The following is a 23769-nucleotide window of genomic DNA, read 5'->3' as shown; positions in this document are numbered from 1 at the left end:
AATGGGCGATTAGCTCAGTTGGTAGAGCATCTCCTTTACACGGAGGGGGTCGGCGGTTCGAGCCCGTCATCGCCCACCATTTCGGGTCGTTAGCTCAGTTGGTAGAGCAGTTGACTTTTAATCAATTGGTCGCAGGTTCGAATCCTGCACGACCCACCAATGTAAAAAAGCGCCCTAAAGGCGCTTTTTTGCTATCTGCGATATGAACGATTCGAACCTACAAAAATTGGTAGTTTATCTCAAGCCATTCTTTTATATGCCGATATCTCTTCTTTAGGCAGAGGAAATCAGCATGACAACCATTCAAACATCCACACCGTCCGTACAGACCCAAAGCAGCGGCAGCAGCAGCGCCGGTGGCAGCGACATTGCGTCGCAGATCAGCCGCCTGACGTCGCAAATTACCAAACTGACCCAACAGCTGAAGGATGTTGCCAACGGCAGTGGCTCGGTAGAAGACAAAAAGAAACAGCAAGAGCTGCTGCAAACGCAGATCAAAATGCTGCAAGCACAACTTGCGCAGTTGCAGCGTCGCCAGGCAGAAGAAGCGCAGCAGAAGCAGGATTCACAGCAAGCCAAAGCAGAAGGTGTGAACTCACCGTCAGCCGATCACCAGATTGATATCTACGTTTAACACTCCCCGGACGTAAAGAGGGGATCCCGTATGCGGGCCTCGGTCAGCCGCTGCGCCTGCATACGAACCACTTCCCACAGCGCCTGCGCCGCCCCTGACAGCGAGCGATTCTTGCGACGCACCAGCATCAGCTTGCGCTCGACGATCGGCGTAAAGCGTTTTACCGTTAACCGGCTCCCCTGAGGTAACGGCAGCGCCAGCGCCGGAAGTACGCTGATACCAATCCCGGCCTCCACCATCGGAAAGATCGTCGCGGGATGCCCAATCTCCTGCACAATCGTCGCCCTCACCTGCTGTTCTGCAAGGGCCGCATCAATTAGTGGACGGCTACCAGAAGCGTAATCCTGTAATACCAGTTTTGCCCCCTGCAACGCCTGCCAGGTAACCTGCTCCTGGGCGGCAAGGGGATCGTCATCACGACAGAGCAGTAAAAAGGGTTCCGAGAGCACTTCTTCGCACTCAAGATCGCTGACCGGCCCCGGATCGATAACAATCCCGAAATCCACCTCCCCCTGGCGGATGCTCTCCAGCACCCACTGCTGCGGTCGGTCGTGCAGGACAAAATCGATATCCGGGTATTGCTGGTTACTTTGCGCGATGCAGTGCGGAATAAGATGTGCCGAAATGGTCTGGCTGGCGGCGACGCGTACCGTCCCGGAGAGCTGCTGCCCAACCCGGCCCACGTCCCGCAGGGTGCTGGAAAGCTCATCGAGGATCCGCTCCAGCCGGGCCGCCAGCTGATGACCCGCCTCGGTCAACATTACTTCCCGGGTGGTTCTGTCGATCAGCCGCACGCCGGTTTGCTGCTCCAGCTCTTTCACGCTGTGGCTGACCGCCGACTGGCTCAGGCCGATAATCTCGCCTGCACGGCTAAAACTTTTCGCCTGCGCCACGGTGACAAAAACGCGCAGCTGTCGTAACGAGTAATTCATCTGTTTTACTCATGAATTGATGCAATAAATCAATTTTATTTCTCAAAGGGAAGAAAGCACAATAGCGCTATCTGTTTTCAGGAGTGTTTATGAAACTTTTCCGCATTCTCGATCCGTTCACCCTCACCCTTATCGTCGTCGTTTTACTGGCCTCCTTCTTCCCTGCCCAGGGCGGCTTTGTGCCTTTTTTTGAAGGCCTCACCACCGCCGCCATCGCGCTGCTGTTCTTTATGCACGGGGCAAAACTCTCCCGTGAAGCGATTATCTCTGGCGGTAGCCACTGGCGACTGCACCTGTGGGTCATGTGCAGCACCTTTGTCGTCTTCCCGGTGCTGGGCGTGCTGTTTGCCTGGTGGGCGCCGATCAACGTCGATCCGGCCCTGTATACCGGCTTCCTGTACCTCTGTATTTTGCCGGCCACGGTTCAGTCTGCGATCGCTTTCACCTCAATGGCGGGCGGTAACGTGGCGGCGGCCGTCTGCTCGGCGTCCGCCTCCAGCCTGCTGGGGATTTTCCTCTCGCCGCTGCTGGTTGGGCTGGTGATGGATATGCATGGAGCCGAGGGCAGTCTGGAGCAGGTGGGCAAAATCATGCTGCAGCTGCTGCTGCCGTTTGTGCTGGGGCATCTTTCCCGGCCGTGGATCGGGGCCTTTGTGGCGAAGCATAAGAAGTGGATTGCCAAAACCGATCAGTCATCGATTCTGCTGGTGGTTTACTCTGCGTTCAGCGAAGCCGTGGTCAATGGCATCTGGCATAAAGTCGGGGTCGGGTCACTGCTGTTTATCGTGGTGGTCAGCCTGGTGCTGCTGGCAGTAGTGATTGCCATCAACGTTTTTGCCGCGCGCCGCTTCGGGTTCAACAAAGCCGATGAAATTACCATTGTCTTCTGCGGTTCGAAAAAGAGCCTGGCGAATGGGATCCCGATGGCCAACATTCTGTTTCCGACCTCGGTGATTGGGATGATGGTGCTGCCGCTGATGATCTTCCACCAGCTGCAGCTCATGATTTGCGCGGTCATGGCGCGTCGCTATAAGCGCCAGACCGACGAGTTGCAGGCCCAGGAGCAGGCCCGCACGGCAAAAGTTTAAGGCCGGCGCAGGGGCTGAACCAGCTGGGTCAGCCCTTCGGTTTTAATCAGTAACGTGAGCGCCATCAGCTCGCCAAGATGCCCGGCAGGAAACTCATCCTTACGGGCAAACCACAGCAGATACTCTTCCGGTACATCAATCAGCCGACGGCCTTTATACTTCCCGAACGGCATCTCGGTATTGGCTATCTCGATAAGCTGCGCTTTATCCACGTTACTCTCCTAACAGACGCAGCATCTCTGCTTCATCAATCACGTCAATCCCCAGCTCCTGCGCCTTCGCCAGCTTGGAGCCCGCCGCTTCCCCGGCAATCACCAGGTCCGTTTTCTTTGACACGCTGCCAGCCACTTTGGCCCCCAGCGCCGTCAGACGCGCTTTGGCATCATCGCGTGAAAGCTGGCTCAGGCTGCCGGTCAGCACCACGGTTTTGCCGGCGAATGGGCTATCGATCTCTTCAGCGTTGATCACCTGCGGTGCCGGCCAGCGAATGCCTTCGTTAAGCAGCTGGCCGATAACCTCACGGTTGCTCTCTTCCGAGAAAAAGTTAAAGACGTGGGTAGCCACCACAATGCCCACGTCCGGCACTTTTTGCAGCTCGTCAATTGTCGCCTTCTCAAGGGCCTCCAGCGTACCAAAATATGCCGCCAGCCCCGCTGCGGTCGCCTCGCCCACTTCGCGAATACCCAGCGCATAGAGGAAACGGGCAAACGTAGTGTCTTTGGATTTTTCCAGCGCGTCAGCCACGTTCTGCGCGGATTTCGGCCCCATGCGATCCAGCCCGGTCAGCTTACCCGGCGTCAGGCGGAACAGGTCAGCTGGGGTATGAACGTATTCTTTCTCGACCAGTTGGTCGATGATTTTGTCGCCCATGCCGTCAACGTCCATCGCCCGGCGGGAGACAAAGTGCTTAAGCGACTCTTTACGCTGCGCGCCGCAGACTAAACCGCCGGTACAGCGGGCCACGGCCTCGCCTTCGACGCGTTCCACGTCGGAGCCGCACACCGGGCAGTGGGTCGGGAATTCCACCGCACGCGTCTCCTCAGGACGTTCTGACTCGACCACGTTAACCACCTGCGGGATCACATCCCCGGCGCGGCGGATAACCACTTTATCGCCGATACGCAGCCCCAGACGGTCGATTTCGTCGGCGTTATGCAGGGTCGCGTTGCTGACCAGCACCCCGGCCACCTGGACGGGCTCCAGACGCGCAACCGGCGTGATCGCCCCGGTACGCCCCACCTGGAACTCCACGTCGCGCACGAAGGTCATCTGCTCCTGGGCCGGGAACTTAAAGGCCACCGCCCAGCGCGGCGCGCGGGCGACAAAACCCAGCTGCTCCTGCAGCGCGAGGGAGTTGACTTTGATCACCACCCCGTCGATATCAAAGCCCAGCGTCGGGCGATCGGCTTCGACCTGGCGATAAAACGCCAGCACCGCTTCCGGTGAGTCGCACAGCTGCACGCGGTTACTTACCGGCAGCCCCCACGCCTTGAACTGCAGCAGACGTCCCAGATGGGTATCGGGCAGCTCGCCCCCCTCCAGGATGCCTACGCCGTAGCAGAAGAAGGTCAGCGGTCGTTTAGCGGTAATGCGCGGATCCAGCTGGCGCAACGAGCCTGCGGCGGCATTGCGGGGGTTGGCGAAGATTTTTCCGCCCGTGCGGCGCGCCTCTTCGTTAATTTTCTCAAAGCCCGCCTGCGGGAGGAACACTTCTCCGCGCACTTCCAGGCGTGCCGGAATGTTCTCGCCATGCAGCTTAAGCGGGATGGCGCGAATGGTGCGCACGTTGGTGGTAATGTCCTCGCCGGTTGTGCCGTCGCCACGGGTGGCTGCCCGGGTCATCACCCCGTTTTCATACAGAATACTGACGGCCAGGCCATCCAGCTTCAGTTCGCAGCACCAGCTCAGGGCATCGGTCTGCTTCAGGCGATCCTGGACACGCTTGTTGAAGGCAAGAAAGCTCTCTTCGTCGAAAACGTTATCCAGCGACAGCATGGGCACTTCATGACGTACCTGGCTGAAAAAAGCCAGCGGCGCGGCGCCGACACGCTGGGTCGGGGAGTCCGGGGTAATTAAATCGGGATGCTGCGTTTCCAGCTCGCGCAGTTCACGCATCAGACGGTCATATTCCGCGTCCGGCACTTCGGGCGCATCCATCACATGATAGAGATATTCATGGTGGCGAAGCGTGGTTCGCAGTTCGGTAAGTTGTTGTTCGATTGAGTCCATGTGTCGCACCATTAATGAGAAAAACCCCCGACATGCGGGGGTTGAGGAGGTGTGAAACAAAACGCGGAAGTTTACGCGTTAGCTTCTTTAACTTCGCGGATGCGGTCCTGATACTCGCGCAGTTTCTGCGGCGTCATCATTCGACGCTGATCGTCGAGCACCATACCGCCAACTTCGTCCGCGATATGCTGAGCAGACTGCAGCATCAGCTTGAAGTTTTGCAGTTCATCGCCATAGGACGGGACCTGCATAAAGATGGTAATGCCCGGGGTGGTGAAATCACCGGTCATCTCCGGGTCAAAGGTGCCCGGATTAACCATGTTCGCCAGGCTGAACAGCGAAGGACCGCTACCGTCCGGGCTCAGATGACGATGGAAGATGTTCATATCGCCATACTTAAAGCCCGCCTGGTGGATGCTGTTGAGCAGCACTTCGCCATTAATAGTGGTGCCCTGGTGGGCCGCCACGCTCATGACTATGACCGTCTCTTTACGCTGCGGTTTTTCAACCACTGGCGCAGCTTCGACGATCGGTTCCGGCTCGACAACAGGTGCAGGGGCCGGCTGCGGCTGCGGCGCTGGGGCGACAGGCTGAGGCGCCTGCTGCACGACCGGCTGCGGTTCAGGCTGAGCGGCATACTGGGGTTGTTGCACCGGTTGCTGGCGCACAGGCTGAGGCTGCTGCGGTTGCGGCTGGTGTACCGGCTCGACCACCGGCTGCGGCGCAGCGGGACGTGGCTGAGCAGAGGCGTAAGGCGGCTGGTACTGATGCTGCGGAGGCTGACGAGGCGCTTCTTGCTCCCCATGGCCTACGCCGGGCGCAGTGTTGGCCCGATGAACGCGTACTTCACCCACACCCTCGTCTTCCGTTTCTTCGATATCGTCATCGCTATCGTCGTCACGAGTAGACTTCATGCGCTTCAGTGGGCGATCGCGAAACATAGAAGAGCGCTCTTTACGGCTGGTCCAGAACCCATGGACCAGGAGAGCGATTATGGCGATCGCGCCAACAATGATTAATATCAGACGCAAATCCTGCATCATTATATTCTCTGTTGTTCTAACACCTTGCCACCACGGCAAACATTTACTCACTAAGAGTATTTGCCGATTACGTCAAGTGCAAGTGTATGCGGAGCATTCGCAGCATAAAGATGAACTAAATCGTGCTTTTTGCTGTTTTTTCGAACATTTCCGAACTGGTCAACGCGCCGCAACTGGCTAATATAGGCAGGCAATTTGACTGGTTGTGATAAAAGGAGCTCAACCTGGCTATGGTTTCATCAACATCTTCCCCTCCCCGCAGCGGCGTCTGGTACTTTTCTCAGGGCTGGAAACTGGTCTCGCTGCCGGGCATCCGACGCTTTGTGATCCTCCCGCTGCTGATTAACATTCTGCTGATGGGGGGTGCCTTCTGGTGGCTGTTTACCCGCCTGGACACCTGGATCCCGGCGCTGATGAGCTACGTCCCCGACTGGCTACAATGGCTGAGCTATCTGCTGTGGCCGGTGGCGATCGTCTCGGTGCTGCTGGTGTTTGGCTACTTCTTCTCCACCCTCGCCAACTGGATAGCCGCGCCTTTTAACGGCCTGCTGGCTGAACAGCTGGAAGCGCGGCTGACGGGGGCCACGCCGCCGGACACCGGCGTGTTGGGCATCATGAAAGATCTGCCGCGCATTATGAAACGTGAATGGCAGAAGTTCGCCTGGTACCTGCCCCGCGCTATCGTGCTGCTGATCCTCTACTTTATTCCGGGTATTGGGCAGACGGTTGCGCCGGTACTCTGGTTCCTGTTCAGCGCGTGGATGTTAGCGATCCAGTATTGCGACTACCCGTTCGATAACCACAAAGTCCCGTTCAAAGAGATGCGCACCGCCCTGCGTGCCCGCAAAATGACCAATATGCAGTTTGGCGCGCTTACCAGCCTCTTCACCATGATCCCGTTCCTGAATCTGTTCATCATGCCGGTGGCGGTTTGCGGCGCAACGGCTATGTGGGTCGACTGTTACCGTGATAAACACGCGTTGTGGAAATAAGGTAAATAAAGGGATGGCTTATGCCATCTCTTATTCCATACTGGATAGCATTATTTCCCATCAGCATATAGATATGCGAATTCCTTACTTCCCCAGACTTATTCAACAGGTATGCTGGGTCGGTATCCCAATTTCAAACAGTTAAGGACAGGCCATGAGTAAGATTTTTGAAGACAACTCGCTGACTATCGGTCACACGCCCCTGGTTCGACTGAACCGTATCGGTAATGGACGCATTCTGGCGAAGGTAGAATCTCGTAACCCAAGCTTCAGCGTAAAATGCCGTATCGGTGCCAACATGATTTGGGATGCGGAAAAGCGTGGCGTGTTGAAACCGGGCGTTGAGCTGGTTGAACCCACCAGCGGTAACACCGGTATTGCTCTGGCTTACGTGGCTGCCGCACGCGGTTATAAGCTGACGCTGACCATGCCAGAAACCATGAGTATTGAACGTCGCAAGCTGCTGAAGGCGCTGGGTGCGAACCTGGTGTTAACCGAAGGCGCAAAAGGGATGAAGGGCGCTATCCAGAAAGCGGAAGAGATTGTTGCCAGCGATCCGGCTAAATATCTCCTGCTCCAGCAGTTCAGCAACCCCGCTAACCCGGAAATTCACGAGAAGACCACCGGCCCGGAAATCTGGGAAGATACCGACGGTCAGGTGGATGTCTTTATTTCAGGTGTGGGCACCGGCGGTACGCTGACTGGCGTATCTCGCTATATTAAAGGCACAAAAGGTAAAAAAGATCTGATTACCGTTGCCGTTGAGCCAACCGACTCCCCGGTTATTGCTCAGGCGCTGGCCGGTGAAGAGCTGAAACCCGGTCCGCATAAAATTCAGGGTATCGGTGCAGGCTTCATCCCGGGCAACCTGGATCTGAAACTGATTGATAAAGTGGTGGCTATCACTAATGATGAAGCCATCTCTACTGCCCGTCGTCTGATGGAAGAAGAGGGTATTCTGGCTGGGATCTCTTCCGGTGCCGCGGTAGCCGCAGCGCTGCAGTTACTTGAAGATGAAACCTTTACCAATAAGAATATCGTGGTTATTCTTCCATCCTCGGGTGAGCGTTATTTAAGTACTGCACTGTTTGCCGATCTCTTCACAGAGAAAGAATTGCAACAGTAGTGCCAGAATGTAAATATCGCGTAAAAAAGCACCCATTCGGGTGCTTTTTTGTGGCCTGCTTCAAAGTTTTATCTCGTCCGGCATTGCTTCACCCTGTTAGCTCTGGTATTTAAGCTGACAATTATTTTGAAGCTCGAAATTAATCGATACACGAATTCCCGCTGCTGAATCGATTTTATGATTTGGTTCAAGTCTTGCTTTCGCGGCATAATGTTTAATGTCGAACGAGACGTCAGCAGCCTGACATGCCAGTACCGGAATACGTTTGACACATCTGTGCCTCGTGCCGTTAAGCCGGTGCTAACAATACAGGCTAAAGTCCTGCCGCCAGGCTAGACTTTAGTTCCACAACACCAAACCAATAAGTTGGGGAAATACAATGTTCCAGCAAGAAGTTACCATTACCGCTCCGAACGGTCTGCACACCCGCCCTGCTGCTCAGTTTGTTAAAGAAGCGAAAGGCTTCACTTCTGAGATCACTGTGACTTCCAACGGCAAAAGCGCCAGCGCAAAAAGCCTGTTCAAACTGCAGACTCTGGGTCTGACTCAGGGCACTGTTGTGACCATCTCCGCTGAAGGCGAAGACGAGCAGAAAGCAGTTGAGCATCTGGTAAAACTGATGGCTGAGCTCGAGTAAGTTTCCGGGTTCTTTGTAAAAATCAGTCACAAGTAAGGTAGGGTTATGATTTCAGGCATTTTAGCATCCCCGGGTATCGCTTTCGGCAAAGCACTGCTGCTGAAAGAAGACGAGATCGTCATCGACCGGAAAAAAATTTCTGCTGATAAGGTAAATCAGGAAGTTGAGCGTTTTCTGAGTGGCCGTGCAAAAGCATCTGCGCAGCTGGAAACGATCAAAACTAAAGCTGGCGAAACTTTCGGTGAAGAAAAAGAAGCCATCTTCGAAGGGCACATCATGTTGCTCGAAGATGAGGAGCTGGAGCAGGAAATCATAGCCCTGATTAAAGATAAAGGCATGACGGCCGACGCGGCTGCACATGAAGTTATCGAAGGTCAGGCGACTGCCCTGGAAGAGCTGGACGATGAATACCTGAAAGAGCGTGCGGCTGACGTGCGTGATATCGGTAAGCGCCTGCTGCGCAACATCCTCGGCCTGGCCATCATCGATCTGAGCGCCATTCAGGACGAAGTGATCCTGGTTGCTGCTGACCTGACCCCGTCAGAAACCGCACAGCTGAACCTGAACAAGGTGCTGGGTTTCATCACTGACGCCGGTGGCCGTACCTCCCACACTTCTATCATGGCGCGTTCTCTGGAACTGCCTGCCATCGTGGGTACCGGTAGCGTCACCTCTCAGGTGAAAAACGACGACTATCTGATTCTGGATGCCGTAAACAATCTGGTTTACGTCAACCCAACCAACGACCAAATCGAACAGCTGCGTGCCGTTCAGGAACAGGTTGCGACCGAGAAAGCCGAACTGGCTAAACTGAAAGATCTGCCAGCAATCACGCTGGATGGTCATCAGGTAGAAGTTTGCGCCAACATCGGCACCGTACGTGACGTTGATGGCGCTGAGCGCAACGGCGCGGAAGGTGTAGGCCTGTACCGTACCGAATTCCTGTTCATGGACCGTGACGCCCTGCCAACCGAAGAAGAGCAGTTTGCGGCTTACAAAGCGGTTGCTGAAGCCTGCGGCTCACAGGCGGTTATCGTCCGCACCATGGACATCGGTGGCGACAAAGAGCTGCCGTACATGAACTTCCCGAAAGAAGAGAACCCGTTCCTGGGCTGGCGTGCAGTGCGTATCGCCATGGATCGTAAAGAGATCCTGCGCGACCAGGTACGTGCCATCCTGCGTGCTTCCGCTTTCGGTAAACTGCGCATCATGTTCCCGATGATCATCTCTGTTGAAGAAGTGCGTGCACTGAAGAAAGAGATCGAAATCTACAAACAGGAACTGCGCGACGAAGGGAAAGCCTTCGACGAATCTATCGAAGTCGGCGTGATGGTAGAAACCCCAGCCGCAGCAACGATTGCGCGTCATTTAGCCAAAGAAGTCGATTTCTTTAGTATTGGTACCAACGATTTAACCCAGTACACCCTGGCAGTTGACCGTGGTAATGATATGATTTCACATCTTTACCAGCCAATGTCACCGTCCGTGCTGACGCTTATCAAGCAAGTTATTGATGCTTCTCATGCCGAAGGCAAATGGACTGGTATGTGTGGTGAGCTTGCAGGCGACGAACGTGCTACACTTCTGTTGCTGGGTATGGGTCTGGACGAGTTCTCTATGAGCGCCATTTCCATCCCTCGCATCAAGAAGATTATCCGTAACACGAACTTCGAAGATGCGAAGGTATTAGCAGAGCAGGCTCTTGCTCAACCGACAACGGACGAGTTAATGACGCTGGTTAACAAGTTCATTGAAGAAAAAACAATCTGCTAATCCACGAGATGCGGCCCAATTTACTGCTTAGGAGAGATGGCTAATGGGGTTATTTAGTAAACTGTTCGGTGACAAAGGCAACAGCGACACCGGAACTATTGAGATTGTTGCTCCGCTGTCTGGTGAAATCGTCAACATCGAAGACGTGCCGGATGTCGTGTTTGCAGAGAAAATTGTTGGTGATGGCATTGCTATCAAACCGACCGGTAACAAAATGGTTGCGCCGGTTGATGGTACCATCGGTAAGATTTTTGAAACCAACCACGCATTTTCTATCGAATCTGATAGCGGTATTGAGCTGTTCGTTCACTTCGGTATCGACACCGTCGAACTGAAAGGCGAAGGCTTCAAGCGTATCGCTGAAGAAGGCCAGCGCGTTAAAGTTGGCGACCCGGTCATTGAATTCGATCTGCCACTGCTGGAAGAGAAAGCCAAGTCTACCCTGACTCCGGTTGTTATCTCCAACATGGACGAAATCAAAGAACTGATCAAACTGTCCGGCAGCGTGACCGTGGGTGAAACCCCGGTTATCCGCATCAAGAAGTAATTTCTTGCCGCACAGAAAAATGGCGCCTTCGGGCGCCATTTTCGTTTGTCAGGCCGGAAGAACCAGCTCGTCGTAACCTTTCTCTTTGGTGTACTGCATCACCTGCGTCACCCGGTCCCCTGCCCGGCTTATCGCCACGGCCACGCTTTCGCGCTGCACCAGGGCGCTCACCAGTTCAGAACAGAACAGATCCCCGGTACCTTTCAGATCGGCGCTGATGCGCGGATGGGCGCTAACCGTCACGTTATCGTGGGAGACCAGTACCACGTGGATGCTGTCAGCATCACCGGCAACCGGCGCGCTGGTGATCGCCACCCACTGCAGGGTATCGGAAAGCAGCCCTCTGGCGGCAGCGATAGCGCTGGCATTATCCCGGCACGACTTGCCGCTGAGCACTTCCAGCTCGTAGACGTTCGGTGTGATCCCCTGCGCCAGCGGCAGCAGGTGCTGACGGTAGGCTTCCGGGATCTCCGGTTTGACGTAGGTTCCGCTGTCGGTGTCACCAATCACCGGGTCCACCAGGATCAGCACATCGGGATGCTGCGCCTTTACCGCACGCAGCCACTCCGCAAGCAGGGCAATCTGGCTGGCGCTGCCCATATAGCCGGTGGTGACCGCTTTCAGCTCGCGCAGCACGTCGCGCTCGTCCAGCGCCTTCAGATAGCCGCTGAACCACTCGTCGGGGATCACCCCGCCGTAAAAGGTGTCGTAGTGCGGGGTATTGCTGAACAGCACCGTAGGTATTGCCGTCACGTTAAGGTGATGCTGGCGAATATTCGGAACCGCAATGCTGTTACCGACGCTGCCGTACACCACCTGGGATTGCACTGCCACAATATCGGTCTGCTGTGCCCGGGTTTTATCCCGGAATAAAATCATTTCCATAGCCTTTAGATCCCTGCGCCCTGCGCATAGCTCTCCTCACCAAACACGCCGGTAGAGAGGTAGCGATCTCCGCGATCGCAGATGATCGCCACCACCACCGCCCCCGGCGTTGCCGCGGCAACACGCAGGGCGCCAGCTACCGCGCCACCAGAACTGACGCCGCAGAAGACCCCTTCGCGCACGGCCAGCTCACGCATGGTATTTTCCGCCTCGCGTTGATGAATATCCAGCACCTGGTCCACAAGCGAGGCATTAAAAATGCCCGGCATGTACTCTGCGGGCCAGCGGCGAATACCCGGAATGCTGCTGCCCTCTTCAGGCTGCAGCCCGACAATGGTGACCGCTTTTTCCTGCTCACGCAGAAAGCGGGAGACACCGGTGATGGTGCCGGTGGTGCCCATGCTGGATACGAAATGGGTGATACGGCCTGCAGTCTGCTGCCAGATTTCCGGGCCGGTGGTGGTGTAATGCGCGTATGGATTATCGGGGTTGTTGAACTGATCCAGCAGCCGACCTTCGCCGCGGTTCGCCATCTCAAGGGCCAGATCGCGGGCCCCCTCCATCCCCTGCTCTTTGCTGACCAGAATGAGCTCGGCGCCATAGGCCAGCATCGCGGCACGGCGCTCCTGGCTCATGTTGTCCGGCATCAGCAGCTTCATGCGATAGCCTTTGAGGGCGGCAATCATCGCCAGCGCAATGCCGGTGTTCCCGCTGGTCGCCTCGATCAGCACATCGCCGGGTTTGATTTCACCGCGCTTTTCGGCCTGGACAATCATCGACAGTGCCGCGCGGTCTTTGACCGAACCCGCCGGATTATTGCCTTCCAGTTTGATCCAGATTTCGCTGCCGTTGCCCGGCCTCATGCGCTGCAGTTTGATCAGAGGGGTGTTGCCGATGGTTTGTTCGAGTGTGTTCACGATTTTTACTCAATAAAAAAGCCGGGTGGCGCTTTGCTTACCCGGCCTACATCCGTGCATTTGTAGGCCCGGTAAGCGTAGCGCCACCGGGCGATAAACATGGTCAATAACCTATCAGGCAGATTCCGCCAGAGCAAGTTCTCCCCGCGTCTCGATGCGATCCTTATCGTGATAAATGCGCGCATGTTGCAGGCCAACAAACAGACGTTCGCCGCGGGATGGCGGCTCCTCGTCGCGCATCACCACCGTCAGCGGTTCGTCATACCAGCCCAGCGGCTGTACCACCAGCTGGGTGTAGTGACCTTTCGGACTGGCTTCCAGCACCTGGACCGGCAGCGGCGAGTCGAGGCTGGTACGGCGGCTGACGTCCACTTCCCACGGACGCAGGAAGAGATCCACCGGTCCCTGATAGCCCGGGGTGTACCCCAGCGGCCAGCGATGAGCGCCGACGTGGAACTGTCCGCCGCGAACCGTGCCGTGCAGGCGGTTCACTTCGCCCATAAACTCCAGCACAAAGCGGGTCGCCGGTTCGCGCCACAGCTGTTCTGGCTCATCGACCTGTTCGATATTCCCCTGGCTCATCACTACCACCCGGTCGGCCACTTCCATCGCCTCTTCCTGATCGTGAGTGACGAAGACGCTGGTGAATTTCAGCTCTTCGTGCAGCTGGCGCAGCCAGCGACGCAGCTCTTTACGTACCTGGGCATCCAGCGCGCCGAAGGGTTCATCCAGCAGCAGGATCTGCGGCTCAACTGCCAGAGCGCGAGCCAGCGCCACGCGCTGTTTTTGCCCGCCGGAGAGCTGGGCCGGATAACGGTCCGCCAGGTGCGCCAGCTGTACCATCTCCAGCAGTTTGGTCACCTTCGCCTTGATAGTGGCGGCGTTTGGACGTTCACGACGCGGCAGCACCGTCAGGCCGAAGGCGATGTTGTCGAACACCGTCATATGGCGGAACAGGGCGTAATGCTGGAACACGAAGCCCACCTTACGGTCGCGCGCGTGCAGGCGGCTGACGTCGGTACCGTGGAAGCGGATATGCCCGCTGGTCTGATGCTCGAGGCCGGCGATAATACGCAGCAGCGTGGTTTTACCGGAGCCCGACGGCCCCAGCAGCGCCACCATTTGTCCGGAAGGGATATCCAGCGAGATATCGTTCAGCACCTGGGTGCGACCAAAGGACTTCTTAATATTGGCAATCTCAATGCTCATGATTTCCCTCCTGATGCTGGCGTTTAGCCTGATTCTCTAAACGCCACTGCACCATACTCTTTAAAAACAGGGTCAAAATAGCCATCAGCGTCAGCAGGGCTGCGGCGGTAAAGGAACCGACGGTGTTATAGTCCTGCTCCAGCAATTCAATTTGTAACGGCAGCGACAGGGTTTCGCCGCGGATCGAGCCGGAAACCACCGACACCGCGCCAAACTCACCAATCGCACGGGCGTTGGTCAGCACCACGCCATACAGTAGCGCCCAGCGGATGTTCGGCAGGGTCACGCGGCGGAACATCTGCCAGCCGGATGCGCCCAGCAGTACCGCCGCTTCGTCTTCATGGCTGCCCTGGCTGAGCATCACCGGCACCAGCTCGCGCACCACAAACGGACAGGTCACAAAGACCGTTACCAGCACCATGCCCGGCCAGGCGAACATGATCTGTACGTTATGTTCATCCAGCCAGCCGCCCAGCGGGCCGTTGGAGCCGTAGAACAGCAGATAGACCAGACCGGCCACCACCGGCGACACGGCAAATGGAATATCCAGCAGGGTCAGCAACAGCTGGCGCCCCGGGAAGTCAAAGCGCGTCACCAGCCAGGCCAGCAGGATGCCAAACACCAGGTTCACCGGCACGGTAATCAAGGCAATCATTACCGTCAGCCAGATGGCGTGTAGCATGTCCGGGTCGGCCAGGTTTTGCAGCGCAGGCATAATCCCTTTGCTGAACGCCTGGACAAAGATGTAGACCATCGGCACGACCAGAATAAAGGCCGAGACCAGCACGCCGGTGCCAATCAGCAGCCATTTTCCCCAGTTAATGCGGGGCGCGTCGTAGCGTTTCAATTGAGTGATTTCCGCCATCAGTGACCTACCACGCGTCGACCAAAGCGACTTTGCAGAGTGTTAATTGAATACAGCAGCAGCAGCGAGGCCGCGAGGATCACCGAGGCAATGGCGCTCGCCGCCGGGTAATCAAACTCCTGCAAACGGATGAAAATCATCAGCGACGTCACTTCGGTTTTCCACGCGATGTTGCCGGCGATAAAGATGACCGCGCCGAACTCACCGAGGCTACGGGTGAACGACAGCGCCACACCCGCCAGCAACGCCGGAGAGAGCTCCGGCATGACCACTTTGCGGAAGCTCTGCCAGCGCGTCGCACCGAGGGTTTCCGCCGCTTCTTCGTATTCCGGACCTAACTCCTCCAGCACCGGCTGCACGGTACGCACCACAAACGGGATGCTGGTAAAGGCCATCGCCACCGCAATGCCGAGCCAGGTGTAGGTCACTTTGATATCAAACTTCGCCAGCCACTCGCCGTAAAAGCCGTTGACCGAGAACAGCGAGGCCAGGGTTAAACCGGCCACCGCGGTAGGCAGCGCAAACGGCAGATCCATCAGCGCATCCAGCAGCGTGCGGCCCGGGAAGCGATAGCGGGTTAAGATCCACGCCATCAGCAGGCCGAAAACGCCGTTGAAGATGGAGGCGACAAACGCCGACAGCAGCGTCACCTTATAGGCCGCTACCACCTGCGGGTTGCTGATGACTTCCCAGTACTGGGACCAGCTCATCTCAGAGAGCTGAACTACCAGCGCACTGAGCGGTAACAACAAAATCAGACAGACGTACAACAGGCTGGTCCCGAGGCTTAAGGTAAAGCCTGGCAGCACACGTCTGGAGGAAACTGCAAACATTACTTACGCCCCGCCGCCAACAATTTGTCTAACTCACCACCGCTGGCGAAGTGCGTTTTCATCACCTCAGGCCAGGAGCCAAAATGGTCTTCCACGCGGAACAGCTCGGTCTGCGGGAACTTGTCTTTCAGCTTGTTCATCACGTCCGGGTTATTGACGCGATAGTAGTAATCGGTGATCACCGTCTGCGCCTGCGGGCTGTAGAGATAGTTGAGATAGGCTTTCGCGGCTTTCTCTGTCCCGTTGGCTTCGACGTTTTTATCCACCCAGGCGACCGGGAATTCCGCCAGCACGTTGGTTTTCGGGATAACCACTTCGAAGCCCTGCGCTTCATACTGTTTACGGATGTTATTCACTTCCGATTCAAAGCTGATCAGCACATCGCCCAGGCCGCGCTCCGCGAAGGTGGTGGTCGCGCCGCGGCCGCCGGTATCAAACACTTCGACGTTTTTCAGGAACTGGGTCATGAACTGTTCGGTTTTCGCTTTATCGTCACCGTCAGCTTTGTCCGCTGCGCCCCAGGCGGCCAGATAGGTATAGCGGGCGTTACCGGAGGTTTTCGGGTTCGGGAAAATCAGCTTCACATCAGAACGCACGAGGTCGTTCCAGTCGTGGATATTCTTCGGGTTGCCCTTACGCACCAGGAAGCCCATGGTGGAGTAGAACGGCGAGCTGCTGTTCGGCAGGCGGCTCTGCCAGTCGGCCGGGATCAGCTTGCCTTTGTCGTGCAGGATCTGCACGTCGGTAATCTGGTTGTAGGTCACCACATCCGCTTTCAGCCCCTGCAGGATCGCCAGCGCCTGTTTGGACGAACCGGCATGAGACTGTTTGATGGTCAGCTTGTCGCCGTTATTGTCTTTCGACCACTGCTGTTCAAACGGCGGGTTCAGGGCGGCAAACAGCTCGCGGGAGACGTCGTAAGAGCTGTTCAGCAGCTCGGTTGCCTGCGCCTGCGACGCCAGCAGTAAACCTGCCAGAGCCAGCGATCCTTTTTTCAGTACAGTAACGGCCATTGCGCACCCTTATAAATGTGATGACTATCTTATGGTCATAATATTTATAACGAGTACTAAAGGAGTAACGGTTTTATATACCGTTTGGTGATTTAGAAGCAGAAAAGAGAATAAGGCATTCATTCCCTCTCCCCTTGGGGAGAGGGTCAGGATGAGGGGAATTACAGTGCCAGCAAACGCTCTACCGACGGCGCAAAATAGTAGCCGCCGGTGACCGGCTTCGTGAAGCGCAGCATGGCGTCACGCTTGCCGTCGGTATCGCCGAACATGCTCAGCAGCTGCTGTTCGATGTTATACAGACGCGCGCAGTAGGCGCAGAAGTAGAGACCGTGCGTACCGCTGGCGGTGCCGTACGGCAGGCTCTGGCGCACAATCTTCAGCCCTTTGCCGTCCTCTTTCAGATCCACACGGCTCAGGTGCGAGGTTGCCGGGCGGTCGTCGCCATCGATCTCCTCATTGGCCTCTTTGGTGCGGCCAATCATCATCTCCTGATCCTGGACGCTCATGCGGTTAAGCTGCTTGAGGTTATGCTCCCAGCGCTGAACGAACACGTAGCTGCCGCCCGCATCCACGCCCTCTTTGATCACCGCCACGTCACGACGTACCTCGTCCCCTGTCGGGTTTTCGGTGCCGTCAACGAAGCCGCTCAGATCGCGATCTTCCACCCAGCGGAAACCGTGGATCTCTTCTTTAACCTCAACGCAGTCGCCAAAGGCGGCCATCGCAGCCTGGGCAATGGAGAAGTTCACATCGTGGCGCAGGGAGAGAATGTGGATCAGCACGTCATACTGGGTAGCCGGGGCCAGACCTTTGCCGTAAGGGACAAAGTCTTTCAGCTCTTCGGCCCCTTCCCCGCCGCTCAGCTGACGCCAGACGTCGTGACCGAATGCCACCACCGCGCCGCAGTGGGCATCCGGGAATTTGGCCTGGAAGGTGGCCAGTTTATCTATGAAAATTTTGCTGGCCGCACGCAGGGCATCCACGTCCCCTTTGACATTGGCTTCGATCCAAATCGCCGCGCGGCAATGTTCTGGCAAAATGCCACTCTGAACCTGAGACATCGCTCCTCCTGAAAAAAAAGATGCCACGACGTCGTGGCATTGTTGGCGGCGATTATACCCGCTTTTTCAGCGAGGCGGCTTGTTCAGGCGCAATTTACTGCTGCCAGATAATTTTGCTGACTTTCCAGTTTTTCAGCGTGTCGTCAGACGGCATTAACCCGTCCGGGCCGCTCCAGGTTCCGCTGAACTGGTAGCTGATATGCTGGCTGCCGTCGGCTTTACACTCTACCGTCACGCTGTCGTCACCCGGCACGCTGACGCAGTTGCCGTAGGCTTTCTGATACAGGTCGCTGAACGGGGTGCCGATCTTTACCCCGTTTTCGGTTTCGATCTCGCGGTCCAGCACCTCAATGCGCCCGACCGTGGATTTATCCCCGTTAATCACCAGCGCCAGCTGGTCATCTTTCAGCGCTTCAAAGTAGTGCACGATGGTGCCGTTTTGCGTTTTCATGCCGCTGCGCAGACGGTAATCTCCGCCCAGCGCCGATTCGATGGCGCTCTGTTCCAGTGCCGTCGCAGCGGTAAGATTGCCCACGCCCTGCTCGGTCACTTCAGTGGATGAGCCGAACCAGTTCCAGGGGTAAGCCGCAGACCAGTTCACGGCGGAGAGCGTTGAACAGCCCGTCAGGACAACGGGAAGCGCGCATAACAATAAACGCAGCGATTTCATCGGGAGTTCCTTTCTGGTTAATTTGACGCTTGTTGGAGTACAGCATCGCTAAAAAGTGCCGTTTAATCTTTCTCAGGCGTAAAACAGGCGCGCAGACGAGGATGGGTCAGTAGCCACAGCAGCGCCACGATATCGGCCACCAGCAGCGCAATCCCGATCCCACTCACGGCCTCACCGTTCAGCCACAGCAGCGGTTGCCAGCCCAGCAGCACCAGCTGGGCGAGGATCAGCAGCCAGCGCAGCGCGCGCCACAGGCGCGGCACGAGATGACGCCGCCCGCTCAGTACAAAGGCCAGCACCGCCGGGACCCCCGGCAGCAGCCCGAGCCAGAAGTTATCATGATCGGGATAAAACAGGTTCAGCAGGGTATTGCCCTGATCCCGGGAGGCCCCGGCCAGCACGAACAACACCCAGGTGCGCGCCTGGAGCAGCAGCACGCACCAGAACAGAAACGGCAGGCGAACCCGGCCGTGGCTGTCATAGTCGCCGGGGTGAAAATCAATACTCTTCATCTTCTATCAGGCGCTTGCCCAGCGTCAGCACGTCGGCATGTTCATAGTTGAGACGCTCGTACATGCCCAGCACCACGTCATTATCTTCGCGTACCATGATCTGAATCTTGGGACAGCCGCGGGCGATCAGTTTCTTTTCCAGACGATTGAGCAGCGCGTTAGCAATGCCACGCCCGCGAAACTCCGGATGGACGCCCAGGTAGTACGCCGAGCCGCGATGCCCGTCGTAGCCGCCCATCACCGTGCCCACCACTTCGCCATTCACTTCCGCGACCAGAAACAGACTGACGTCATGGTTGAGCTTGCGCTCGATGTCCATCTCCGGATCGTTCCACGGTCGCAGTAGATCGCAGCGCTCCCAAAGGGTAATCACCTCTTCGAAGTCTGCCTGGCGAAAAACGCGTATCTCCATGGTATTAACCGCCTTTTTGGGTTTAAAAACAGTGATTATGACGCGAACGCCCTCTTTCGCCAATATCCAGCGAAAAACGTCCGGAAATTTGGCATAATGGCACTTTGTCACGTATTGAAATGAAAAGTAAAACAATTCGCCACACGGACTGTCGTAACGGAAAAGACGATACGATATAACACCAGGACCCCAATTTTTACAATTCAGGCCGCATGAGCACATTCAAACCATTAAAAGCACTCACATCGCGTCGTCAGGTTCTCAAAGCGGGGCTGGCGGCCTTAACGTTAACGGGCCTTGCACAGCAGGCTCAGGCAAAAGAAGAGAGCACGCTTAAAACCAGCAACGGCCACAGCAAGCCGAAAGCGAAAAAGAGCGGCGCAAAGCGGGTCGTGATGCTCGACCCGGGTCATGGCGGCATTGATACCGGCGCCATTGGCCGCAACGGCTCTAAAGAAAAACATGTCGTGCTGGCGATTGCAAAAAACGTCCGGTCGATTTTACGCAGCAACGGCATTGACGCCCGCCTGACCCGCTCCGGCGACACCTTTATCCCGCTGTACGACCGGGTAGAGATTGCCCACCAGCACGGCGCCGATCTTTTTATGTCGATCCACGCCGACGGTTTTACCAACCCGGACGCCGCGGGTGCCTCGGTGTTTGCCCTCTCCAACCGCGGCGCGAGTAGCGCGATGGCAAAATACCTCTCGGATCGCGAAAACCGCGCCGATGAAGTGGCCGGTAAAAAGGCCACCGCCAAAGATCATCTGCTCCAGCAGGTGCTGTTTGACCTGGTGCAAACCGACACCATCAAGAACAGCCTCACCCTCGGGTCGCACATTCTGAAAAAGATTAAACCGGTTCACAAGCTGCACAGCAAAGGGACGGAACAGGCCGCCTTTGTGGTGCTGAAGTCGCCGTCCATTCCGTCGGTGCTGGTAGAAACCTCCTTTATTACCAACCCCAACGAGGAGCGCCTGCTGGGAACCACCGCGTTCCGGCAGAAAATCGCCAACGCGATTGCCTCCGGGATCATCAGTTACTTTAACTGGTTCGATAATCAAAAAGCCCACGCCAGGAAACGCTGATGAAACCTAACGCGCAAACGGTCAAAACTTTTCTTCTGCAGCTGCAGGACAGGATTTGCCAGCAGCTGAGCGCCGTCGACGGCGGTGAATTTCAGCAGGATGAGTGGCAGCGCGAGGCCGGCGGCGGCGGGCGCAGCCGCGTGCTGCGTAACGGCGGCGTGTTCGAGCAGGCCGGGGTTAACTTCTCTCACGTCCACGGCGACGCCATGCCCGCCTCGGCTACCGCGCACCGCCCGGAGCTGGCGGGTCGCAGCTTCGAAGCCATGGGCGTCTCGCTGGTAGTGCATCCCCATAACCCTTACGTGCCGACCAGCCATGCCAACGTGCGCTTTTTTATCGCTGAAAAACCGGGTGCCGACCCGGTGTGGTGGTTTGGCGGCGGCTTCGACTTAACCCCGTTCTATGGGTTTGAGGAAGACGCTATTCACTGGCACCAGACCGCGCACGACCTGTGCCAGCCTTTTGGTGAAGAGGTCTATCCGAAATACAAGACGTGGTGCGATGAGTACTTTTATCTGAAACACCGTGACGAGCAGCGCGGCATTGGCGGCCTGTTCTTTGACGATCTGAACACCCCGGATTTTGATACCGCCTTCCGCTTTATCCAGGCGGTGGGCAACGGCTATACCGACGCCTATCTGCCTATTGTCGAGCGGCGTAAAAACCACGATTACGGCGTACGCGAGCGCGAGTTCCAGCTCTATCGCCGGGGGCGTTACGTGGAGTTCAATCTGGTGTGGGACCGCGGCACGCTGTTCGGCCTGCAGACCGGCGGGCGTACGGAGTCGATTCTGATGTCGATGCCGCCGCTGGTGCGCTGGGAGTATAACTTTGATCCGAAAGAAGGCAGCCGCGAGGCTGCCCTGAGTGAGTTTATTAAGGTGCGGGACTGGATTTGATTGCCGGGCGGCGCTGCGCTTGCCCGGCCTACAAGTCCGTAGGTCGGGTAAGCGAATGCGCCACCCGACACATCCCCACTACAGAGGCTGCGTCTGCGCCTCAACCACCGCCAGCGCCACCATATTCACGATACGGCGCACGGAGGCAATCGGGGTTAAGACATGCACCGGTTTCGCCACCCCCATCAGTACCGGCCCGACGGTCACCCCTTCCGAACTGGAAACGCGCAGCAGGTTGTAGCTGATACGCGCCGCTTCGACGTTCGGCATAATCAGTATATTCGCCGATCCTTTCAGCGGGCTGTCCGGCATCCGCTCGTTACGGATGCTCTCCACCAGCGCGGCATCGCCGTGCATCTCCCCGTCGATCATCAGCTCCGGCGCGCGCTCGCGCACCAGCTCCAGGGTCTGGCGCATTTTGCAGGCGGCCGCCGATTTGGAAGAGCCAAAGTTGGAGTGCGACAGCAGAGCCACCTTCGGTTCGATACCAAAGCGACGCACTGTTTCCGCCGCCATCACCGTGATCTCCGCCAGCTGCTCCGGGGTCGGATCGTCGTTGACGTAGGTATCGGCAATAAAGGTGTTGCCGCTCGGCAGCAGCAGCGCGTTCATCGCCCCGGCGGTATGCACGTTGTCGCGATAGCCGAAGATCTCCTGCACCACGCTGAAGTGCTCGTGATAGTCACCGATGGTGCCGCAGATTAGCGCATCGGCTTCGCCACGATGAACCATGATCGCCCCGATCACCGTGGTGTTGCTGATCACCGCCCGCTGGGCCTGCTCCTGGGTGATCCCCCGGCGTTTCATGATGGCGTAGTACTCGTTCCAGTACTCCTTGAAGCGCGGATCGGATTCATTGTTGACGATCTCAAAGTCCACGCCCGGCTTGATCTGCAGCCCCAGCTTCTGGATCCGCATCTCGATCACGCTCGGACGGCCAATCAGGATCGGCTTCGCCAGCCCCAGGCTCACCAGCTCCTGGGTGGCGTGCAGAACGCGGGCCTCTTCCCCTTCCGCCATCACCACGCGTTTGGCGTCGGTGCGTGCCTGGGAGAAGATCGGCTTCATGAACAGGTTGGTTTTATAGACAAACTCGGTCAGCTTATCGACGTAAGCGTCGAAATCCTGAATCGGACGGGTCGCCACGCCGGAATCCATCGCCGCTTTGGCCACCGCTGGCGCAATTTTGACGATCAGGCGCGGATCGAAGGGTTTTGGAATGATGTAGTCCGGGCCGAAGCTCAGATCCTGATCGCCATAGGCCGAGGCCACCACTTCGCTCTGCTCCGCATGGGCCAGCTCGGCAATGGCGTGCACCGCCGCCAGCTTCATCTCTTCGTTAATGGCGGTCGCGCCAACGTCCAGCGCCCCGCGGAAGATGAACGGGAAGCAGAGCACGTTGTTGACCTGGTTGGGGTAATCGGAACGGCCGGTACAGATGATCGCATCCGGGCGGACCGCTTTCGCCAGCGGCGGCAGAATTTCCGGCTCCGGGTTCGCCAGAGCGAGGATCAGCGGCGCGCGCGCCATCTTCATCACCATCTCTTCGTTCAGCACTTTCGGGCCCGAACAGCCGAGGAAGATATCCGCGCCGTCCATCACCTCCGCCAGGCTGCGCTTGCCGTCATCGTCCACGGCGTAGGCGGCTTTGGTCTCCGCCATATTGGCTTCGCGGCCTTTGTAAATCACGCCTTTGGAGTCGCAGACCACGATGTTGTGCTTCTGCATCCCCAGCGCCACCAGCAGGTTCATACAAGCGATGGCCGCAGCGCCTGCGCCAGAAACCACCATGCGCACGTCAGAAAGATTTTTCTCAACCACCCGCAGGCCGTTCAGAATGGCGGCGGTGCTGATGATTGCTGTCCCGTGCTGGTCGTCGTGGAACACCGGAATGTTCATCCGCTCGCGCAGTTTCTGCTCGATGTAAAAACATTCCGGCGCTTTGATGTCTTCAAGGTTGATGCCGCCAAAGGTCGGCTCCAGCGCGGCCACCACGTTGATAAATTTGTCCGGGTCGAGCTCATCCACTTCAATATCAAACACGTCGATACCGGCGAATTTCTTGAACAGCACGCCCTTGCCTTCCATCACCGGTTTACCGGCCAACGCCCCGATATTGCCCAGCCCCAGCACCGCGGTGCCGTTGGAGATCACCGCCACCAGGTTGCCGCGGGCGGTGTATTTGTAGGCCGCCAGCGGATCTTTTTCGATTTCGAGGCACGGCGCGGCGACGCCCGGCGAATAGGCTAACGCCAGGTCACGCTGGGTCGCCAGGGGTTTAGTCGGAGAGACCTGAATTTTGCCGGGTACGGGGAATTCATGAAAATCGAGGGCACTCTGTCTTAACTGCTCGTCCATTGTAAGGTTCCTTTCACGTATCGTTCAAAATGGGTGATGTAGTTAT

Annotated in this window: 24 protein-coding genes and 2 tRNA genes; 11 read left to right on the top strand and 15 right to left on the bottom strand. The window is 57.1% G+C overall.

Translation table 11 applies throughout. The features are described 5' to 3' along the window. Positions 1–3 precede the first annotated feature (3 nt). The 3 genes from V7Q49_RS23365 (at position 4) to V7Q49_RS23355 (ending at position 634) form a co-directional block, all read left to right on the top strand. Positions 4–79: transfer RNA gene (locus V7Q49_RS23365), tRNA-Val, on the top strand. Between the two features lie 4 nt (positions 80–83). After that, positions 84–159 (top strand) — tRNA-Lys (locus V7Q49_RS23360). 133 nt (positions 160–292) lie between these two features. Next, positions 293–634 carry a FlxA-like family protein gene (locus tag V7Q49_RS23355; RefSeq protein ID WP_333855688.1) on the top strand — a complete coding sequence of 114 codons (342 nt, stop codon included), beginning with the start codon at positions 293–295 and terminating at the stop codon, positions 632–634. Here V7Q49_RS23355 and V7Q49_RS23350 read toward each other — a convergent pair. Further along, the gene (locus V7Q49_RS23350) at positions 631–1566 is read right to left on the bottom strand and encodes a LysR family transcriptional regulator (protein ID WP_333855686.1); all 936 of its coding nucleotides are present in this window, start codon (positions 1564–1566) and stop codon (positions 631–633) included. The two genes, V7Q49_RS23355 and V7Q49_RS23350, sit on opposite strands and share 4 nt — an antisense overlap. 89 nt (positions 1567–1655) lie before the next feature. Between V7Q49_RS23350 and V7Q49_RS23345 the strand changes: the two genes are divergently transcribed. After that, entirely contained in the window at positions 1656–2654 is a 999-nt protein-coding gene (locus tag V7Q49_RS23345) for a bile acid:sodium symporter family protein (protein ID WP_333855684.1), read from the top strand. On the opposite strand, the gene V7Q49_RS23340 is transcribed toward V7Q49_RS23345, so the two are convergent. The 3 genes from V7Q49_RS23340 to zipA all read right to left on the bottom strand — a co-directional run bounded on the left by V7Q49_RS23340 (position 2651) and on the right by zipA (position 5926). Next, positions 2651–2866 (bottom strand): DUF3820 family protein, encoded by a 216-nt coding sequence (locus tag V7Q49_RS23340; RefSeq protein ID WP_032612964.1) that lies wholly within the window; start codon positions 2864–2866, stop codon positions 2651–2653. The genes V7Q49_RS23345 and V7Q49_RS23340 overlap by 4 nt on opposite strands. Before the next feature lies 1 nt (position 2867). Next, entirely contained in the window at positions 2868–4883 is a 2016-nt protein-coding gene (ligA, locus tag V7Q49_RS23335; protein WP_333855681.1) for an NAD-dependent DNA ligase LigA, read from the bottom strand. A 71-nt stretch (positions 4884–4954) separates the two neighbouring features. Next, positions 4955–5926: a cell division protein ZipA gene (gene zipA / locus V7Q49_RS23330; RefSeq protein ID WP_333855679.1), complete on the bottom strand. Its 972-nt coding sequence runs from the start codon at positions 5924–5926 to the stop codon at positions 4955–4957. A 230-nt stretch (positions 5927–6156) separates the two neighbouring features. On the opposite strand from zipA, the gene cysZ reads away from it, so the two are divergent. From cysZ to crr, 5 genes are all read left to right on the top strand, one after another. Then, positions 6157–6918: a sulfate transporter CysZ gene (cysZ, locus tag V7Q49_RS23325; protein ID WP_333855677.1), complete on the top strand. Its 762-nt coding sequence runs from the start codon at positions 6157–6159 to the stop codon at positions 6916–6918. A gap of 154 nt (positions 6919–7072) precedes the next feature. Then, positions 7073–8044, top strand: coding sequence for a cysteine synthase A (gene cysK / locus V7Q49_RS23320; protein WP_106994669.1), 972 nt, complete (start codon positions 7073–7075; stop codon positions 8042–8044). 379 nt (positions 8045–8423) lie between these two features. After that, positions 8424–8681 (top strand): phosphocarrier protein Hpr, encoded by a 258-nt coding sequence (gene ptsH, locus V7Q49_RS23315; protein ID WP_000487600.1) that lies wholly within the window; start codon positions 8424–8426, stop codon positions 8679–8681. Positions 8682–8726: 45 nt separating this feature from the next. Continuing rightward, the gene (gene ptsI / locus V7Q49_RS23310; RefSeq protein WP_333855668.1) at positions 8727–10454 is read left to right on the top strand and encodes a phosphoenolpyruvate-protein phosphotransferase PtsI; all 1728 of its coding nucleotides are present in this window, start codon (positions 8727–8729) and stop codon (positions 10452–10454) included. Between the two features lie 43 nt (positions 10455–10497). Next, positions 10498–11001: a PTS glucose transporter subunit IIA gene (gene crr, locus V7Q49_RS23305; RefSeq protein WP_032612978.1), complete on the top strand. Its 504-nt coding sequence runs from the start codon at positions 10498–10500 to the stop codon at positions 10999–11001. Between the two features lie 48 nt (positions 11002–11049). Here the strand turns inward: crr and pdxK are convergent, their stop codons facing one another. From pdxK to V7Q49_RS23255, 10 genes are all read right to left on the bottom strand, one after another. After that, complete coding sequence (gene pdxK / locus V7Q49_RS23300; RefSeq protein WP_333855667.1) at positions 11050–11886, bottom strand: pyridoxine/pyridoxal/pyridoxamine kinase; 837 nt, start codon at positions 11884–11886, stop codon at positions 11050–11052. 5 nt (positions 11887–11891) lie between these two features. After that, a complete protein-coding gene (gene cysM / locus V7Q49_RS23295) occupies positions 11892–12803 on the bottom strand; it encodes a cysteine synthase CysM (RefSeq protein WP_333855666.1) in 912 nt (303 codons plus the stop codon). 114 nt (positions 12804–12917) lie between these two features. Beyond that, entirely contained in the window at positions 12918–14012 is a 1095-nt protein-coding gene (gene cysA / locus V7Q49_RS23290; protein WP_333855665.1) for a sulfate/thiosulfate ABC transporter ATP-binding protein CysA, read from the bottom strand. Next, on the bottom strand, positions 14002–14877 hold the full coding sequence (gene cysW, locus V7Q49_RS23285) for a sulfate/thiosulfate ABC transporter permease CysW (protein ID WP_333855664.1): 876 nt from the start codon (positions 14875–14877) through the stop codon (positions 14002–14004). Before cysW ends, cysA begins: the two co-directional genes overlap by 11 nt. Next, positions 14877–15710: a sulfate/thiosulfate ABC transporter permease CysT gene (gene cysT / locus V7Q49_RS23280; RefSeq protein ID WP_333855662.1), complete on the bottom strand. Its 834-nt coding sequence runs from the start codon at positions 15708–15710 to the stop codon at positions 14877–14879. Before cysT ends, cysW begins: the two co-directional genes overlap by 1 nt. Beyond that, entirely contained in the window at positions 15710–16723 is a 1014-nt protein-coding gene (locus tag V7Q49_RS23275; protein ID WP_333855660.1) for a sulfate ABC transporter substrate-binding protein, read from the bottom strand. Before V7Q49_RS23275 ends, cysT begins: the two co-directional genes overlap by 1 nt. Before the next feature lie 161 nt (positions 16724–16884). Continuing rightward, a complete protein-coding gene (locus V7Q49_RS23270) occupies positions 16885–17784 on the bottom strand; it encodes a Dyp-type peroxidase (protein WP_333855659.1) in 900 nt (299 codons plus the stop codon). A gap of 94 nt (positions 17785–17878) precedes the next feature. After that, positions 17879–18454, bottom strand: coding sequence for an RpoE-regulated lipoprotein (locus V7Q49_RS23265; protein ID WP_333855657.1), 576 nt, complete (start codon positions 18452–18454; stop codon positions 17879–17881). A gap of 62 nt (positions 18455–18516) precedes the next feature. Beyond that, the gene (locus V7Q49_RS23260; protein ID WP_333855655.1) at positions 18517–18966 is read right to left on the bottom strand and encodes a DUF2919 domain-containing protein; all 450 of its coding nucleotides are present in this window, start codon (positions 18964–18966) and stop codon (positions 18517–18519) included. Further along, on the bottom strand, positions 18953–19378 hold the full coding sequence (locus tag V7Q49_RS23255; RefSeq protein ID WP_142486647.1) for a GNAT family acetyltransferase: 426 nt from the start codon (positions 19376–19378) through the stop codon (positions 18953–18955). Before V7Q49_RS23255 ends, V7Q49_RS23260 begins: the two co-directional genes overlap by 14 nt. Positions 19379–19590: 212 nt before the next feature. Here V7Q49_RS23255 and amiA point away from each other — a divergent pair, with 212 nt between their 5' ends. Together amiA and hemF are read left to right on the top strand one after the other, a co-directional pair. After that, complete coding sequence (amiA, locus tag V7Q49_RS23250; protein WP_333855653.1) at positions 19591–20466, top strand: N-acetylmuramoyl-L-alanine amidase AmiA; 876 nt, start codon at positions 19591–19593, stop codon at positions 20464–20466. Beyond that, positions 20466–21365, top strand: coding sequence for an oxygen-dependent coproporphyrinogen oxidase (hemF, locus tag V7Q49_RS23245; protein WP_333855651.1), 900 nt, complete (start codon positions 20466–20468; stop codon positions 21363–21365). The genes amiA and hemF overlap by 1 nt, the downstream gene beginning before the upstream one ends. Positions 21366–21443: 78 nt before the next feature. On the opposite strand, the gene maeB is transcribed toward hemF, so the two are convergent. Continuing rightward, the gene (gene maeB / locus V7Q49_RS23240) at positions 21444–23723 is read right to left on the bottom strand and encodes an NADP-dependent oxaloacetate-decarboxylating malate dehydrogenase (protein WP_333855649.1); all 2280 of its coding nucleotides are present in this window, start codon (positions 23721–23723) and stop codon (positions 21444–21446) included. Between the last annotated feature and the right edge of the window lie 46 nt (positions 23724–23769).

This window comes from Leclercia sp., assembly GCF_036780805.1.
GTDB lineage: Bacteria > Pseudomonadota > Gammaproteobacteria > Enterobacterales > Enterobacteriaceae > Enterobacter.
Note: the sequence above shows the minus strand (reverse complement) of the source record. Positions and strands in the feature narration are given on the sequence as shown.

Excerpts from the sequence above, each read along its gene's own strand:
- V7Q49_RS23350 (WP_333855686.1), bottom strand. The coding sequence starts at position 1,566 with ATGAATTACTCGTTACGACAGCTGCGCGTTTTTGTCACCGTGGCGCAG.
- cysA (WP_333855665.1), bottom strand. The coding sequence starts at position 14,012 with ATGAGCATTGAGATTGCCAATATTAAGAAGTCCTTTGGTCGCACCCAG.
- ptsH (WP_000487600.1), top strand. The coding sequence starts at position 8,424 with ATGTTCCAGCAAGAAGTTACCATTACCGCTCCGAACGGTCTGCACACC.
- ptsI (WP_333855668.1), top strand. The coding sequence starts at position 8,727 with ATGATTTCAGGCATTTTAGCATCCCCGGGTATCGCTTTCGGCAAAGCA.
- V7Q49_RS23355 (WP_333855688.1), top strand. The coding sequence starts at position 293 with ATGACAACCATTCAAACATCCACACCGTCCGTACAGACCCAAAGCAGC.
- cysZ (WP_333855677.1), top strand. The coding sequence starts at position 6,157 with ATGGTTTCATCAACATCTTCCCCTCCCCGCAGCGGCGTCTGGTACTTT.
- V7Q49_RS23345 (WP_333855684.1), top strand. The coding sequence starts at position 1,656 with ATGAAACTTTTCCGCATTCTCGATCCGTTCACCCTCACCCTTATCGTC.
- cysW (WP_333855664.1), bottom strand. The coding sequence starts at position 14,877 with ATGGCGGAAATCACTCAATTGAAACGCTACGACGCGCCCCGCATTAAC.
- cysT (WP_333855662.1), bottom strand. The coding sequence starts at position 15,710 with ATGTTTGCAGTTTCCTCCAGACGTGTGCTGCCAGGCTTTACCTTAAGC.
- V7Q49_RS23260 (WP_333855655.1), bottom strand. The coding sequence starts at position 18,966 with ATGAAGAGTATTGATTTTCACCCCGGCGACTATGACAGCCACGGCCGG.
- zipA (WP_333855679.1), bottom strand. The coding sequence starts at position 5,926 with ATGATGCAGGATTTGCGTCTGATATTAATCATTGTTGGCGCGATCGCC.
- V7Q49_RS23270 (WP_333855659.1), bottom strand. The coding sequence starts at position 17,784 with ATGTCTCAGGTTCAGAGTGGCATTTTGCCAGAACATTGCCGCGCGGCG.
- crr (WP_032612978.1), top strand. The coding sequence starts at position 10,498 with ATGGGGTTATTTAGTAAACTGTTCGGTGACAAAGGCAACAGCGACACC.
- pdxK (WP_333855667.1), bottom strand. The coding sequence starts at position 11,886 with ATGGAAATGATTTTATTCCGGGATAAAACCCGGGCACAGCAGACCGAT.
- amiA (WP_333855653.1), top strand. The coding sequence starts at position 19,591 with ATGAGCACATTCAAACCATTAAAAGCACTCACATCGCGTCGTCAGGTT.
- V7Q49_RS23265 (WP_333855657.1), bottom strand. The coding sequence starts at position 18,454 with ATGAAATCGCTGCGTTTATTGTTATGCGCGCTTCCCGTTGTCCTGACG.
- cysK (WP_106994669.1), top strand. The coding sequence starts at position 7,073 with ATGAGTAAGATTTTTGAAGACAACTCGCTGACTATCGGTCACACGCCC.
- hemF (WP_333855651.1), top strand. The coding sequence starts at position 20,466 with ATGAAACCTAACGCGCAAACGGTCAAAACTTTTCTTCTGCAGCTGCAG.
- ligA (WP_333855681.1), bottom strand. The coding sequence starts at position 4,883 with ATGGACTCAATCGAACAACAACTTACCGAACTGCGAACCACGCTTCGC.
- V7Q49_RS23255 (WP_142486647.1), bottom strand. The coding sequence starts at position 19,378 with ATGGAGATACGCGTTTTTCGCCAGGCAGACTTCGAAGAGGTGATTACC.
- maeB (WP_333855649.1), bottom strand. The coding sequence starts at position 23,723 with ATGGACGAGCAGTTAAGACAGAGTGCCCTCGATTTTCATGAATTCCCC.
- V7Q49_RS23275 (WP_333855660.1), bottom strand. The coding sequence starts at position 16,723 with ATGGCCGTTACTGTACTGAAAAAAGGATCGCTGGCTCTGGCAGGTTTA.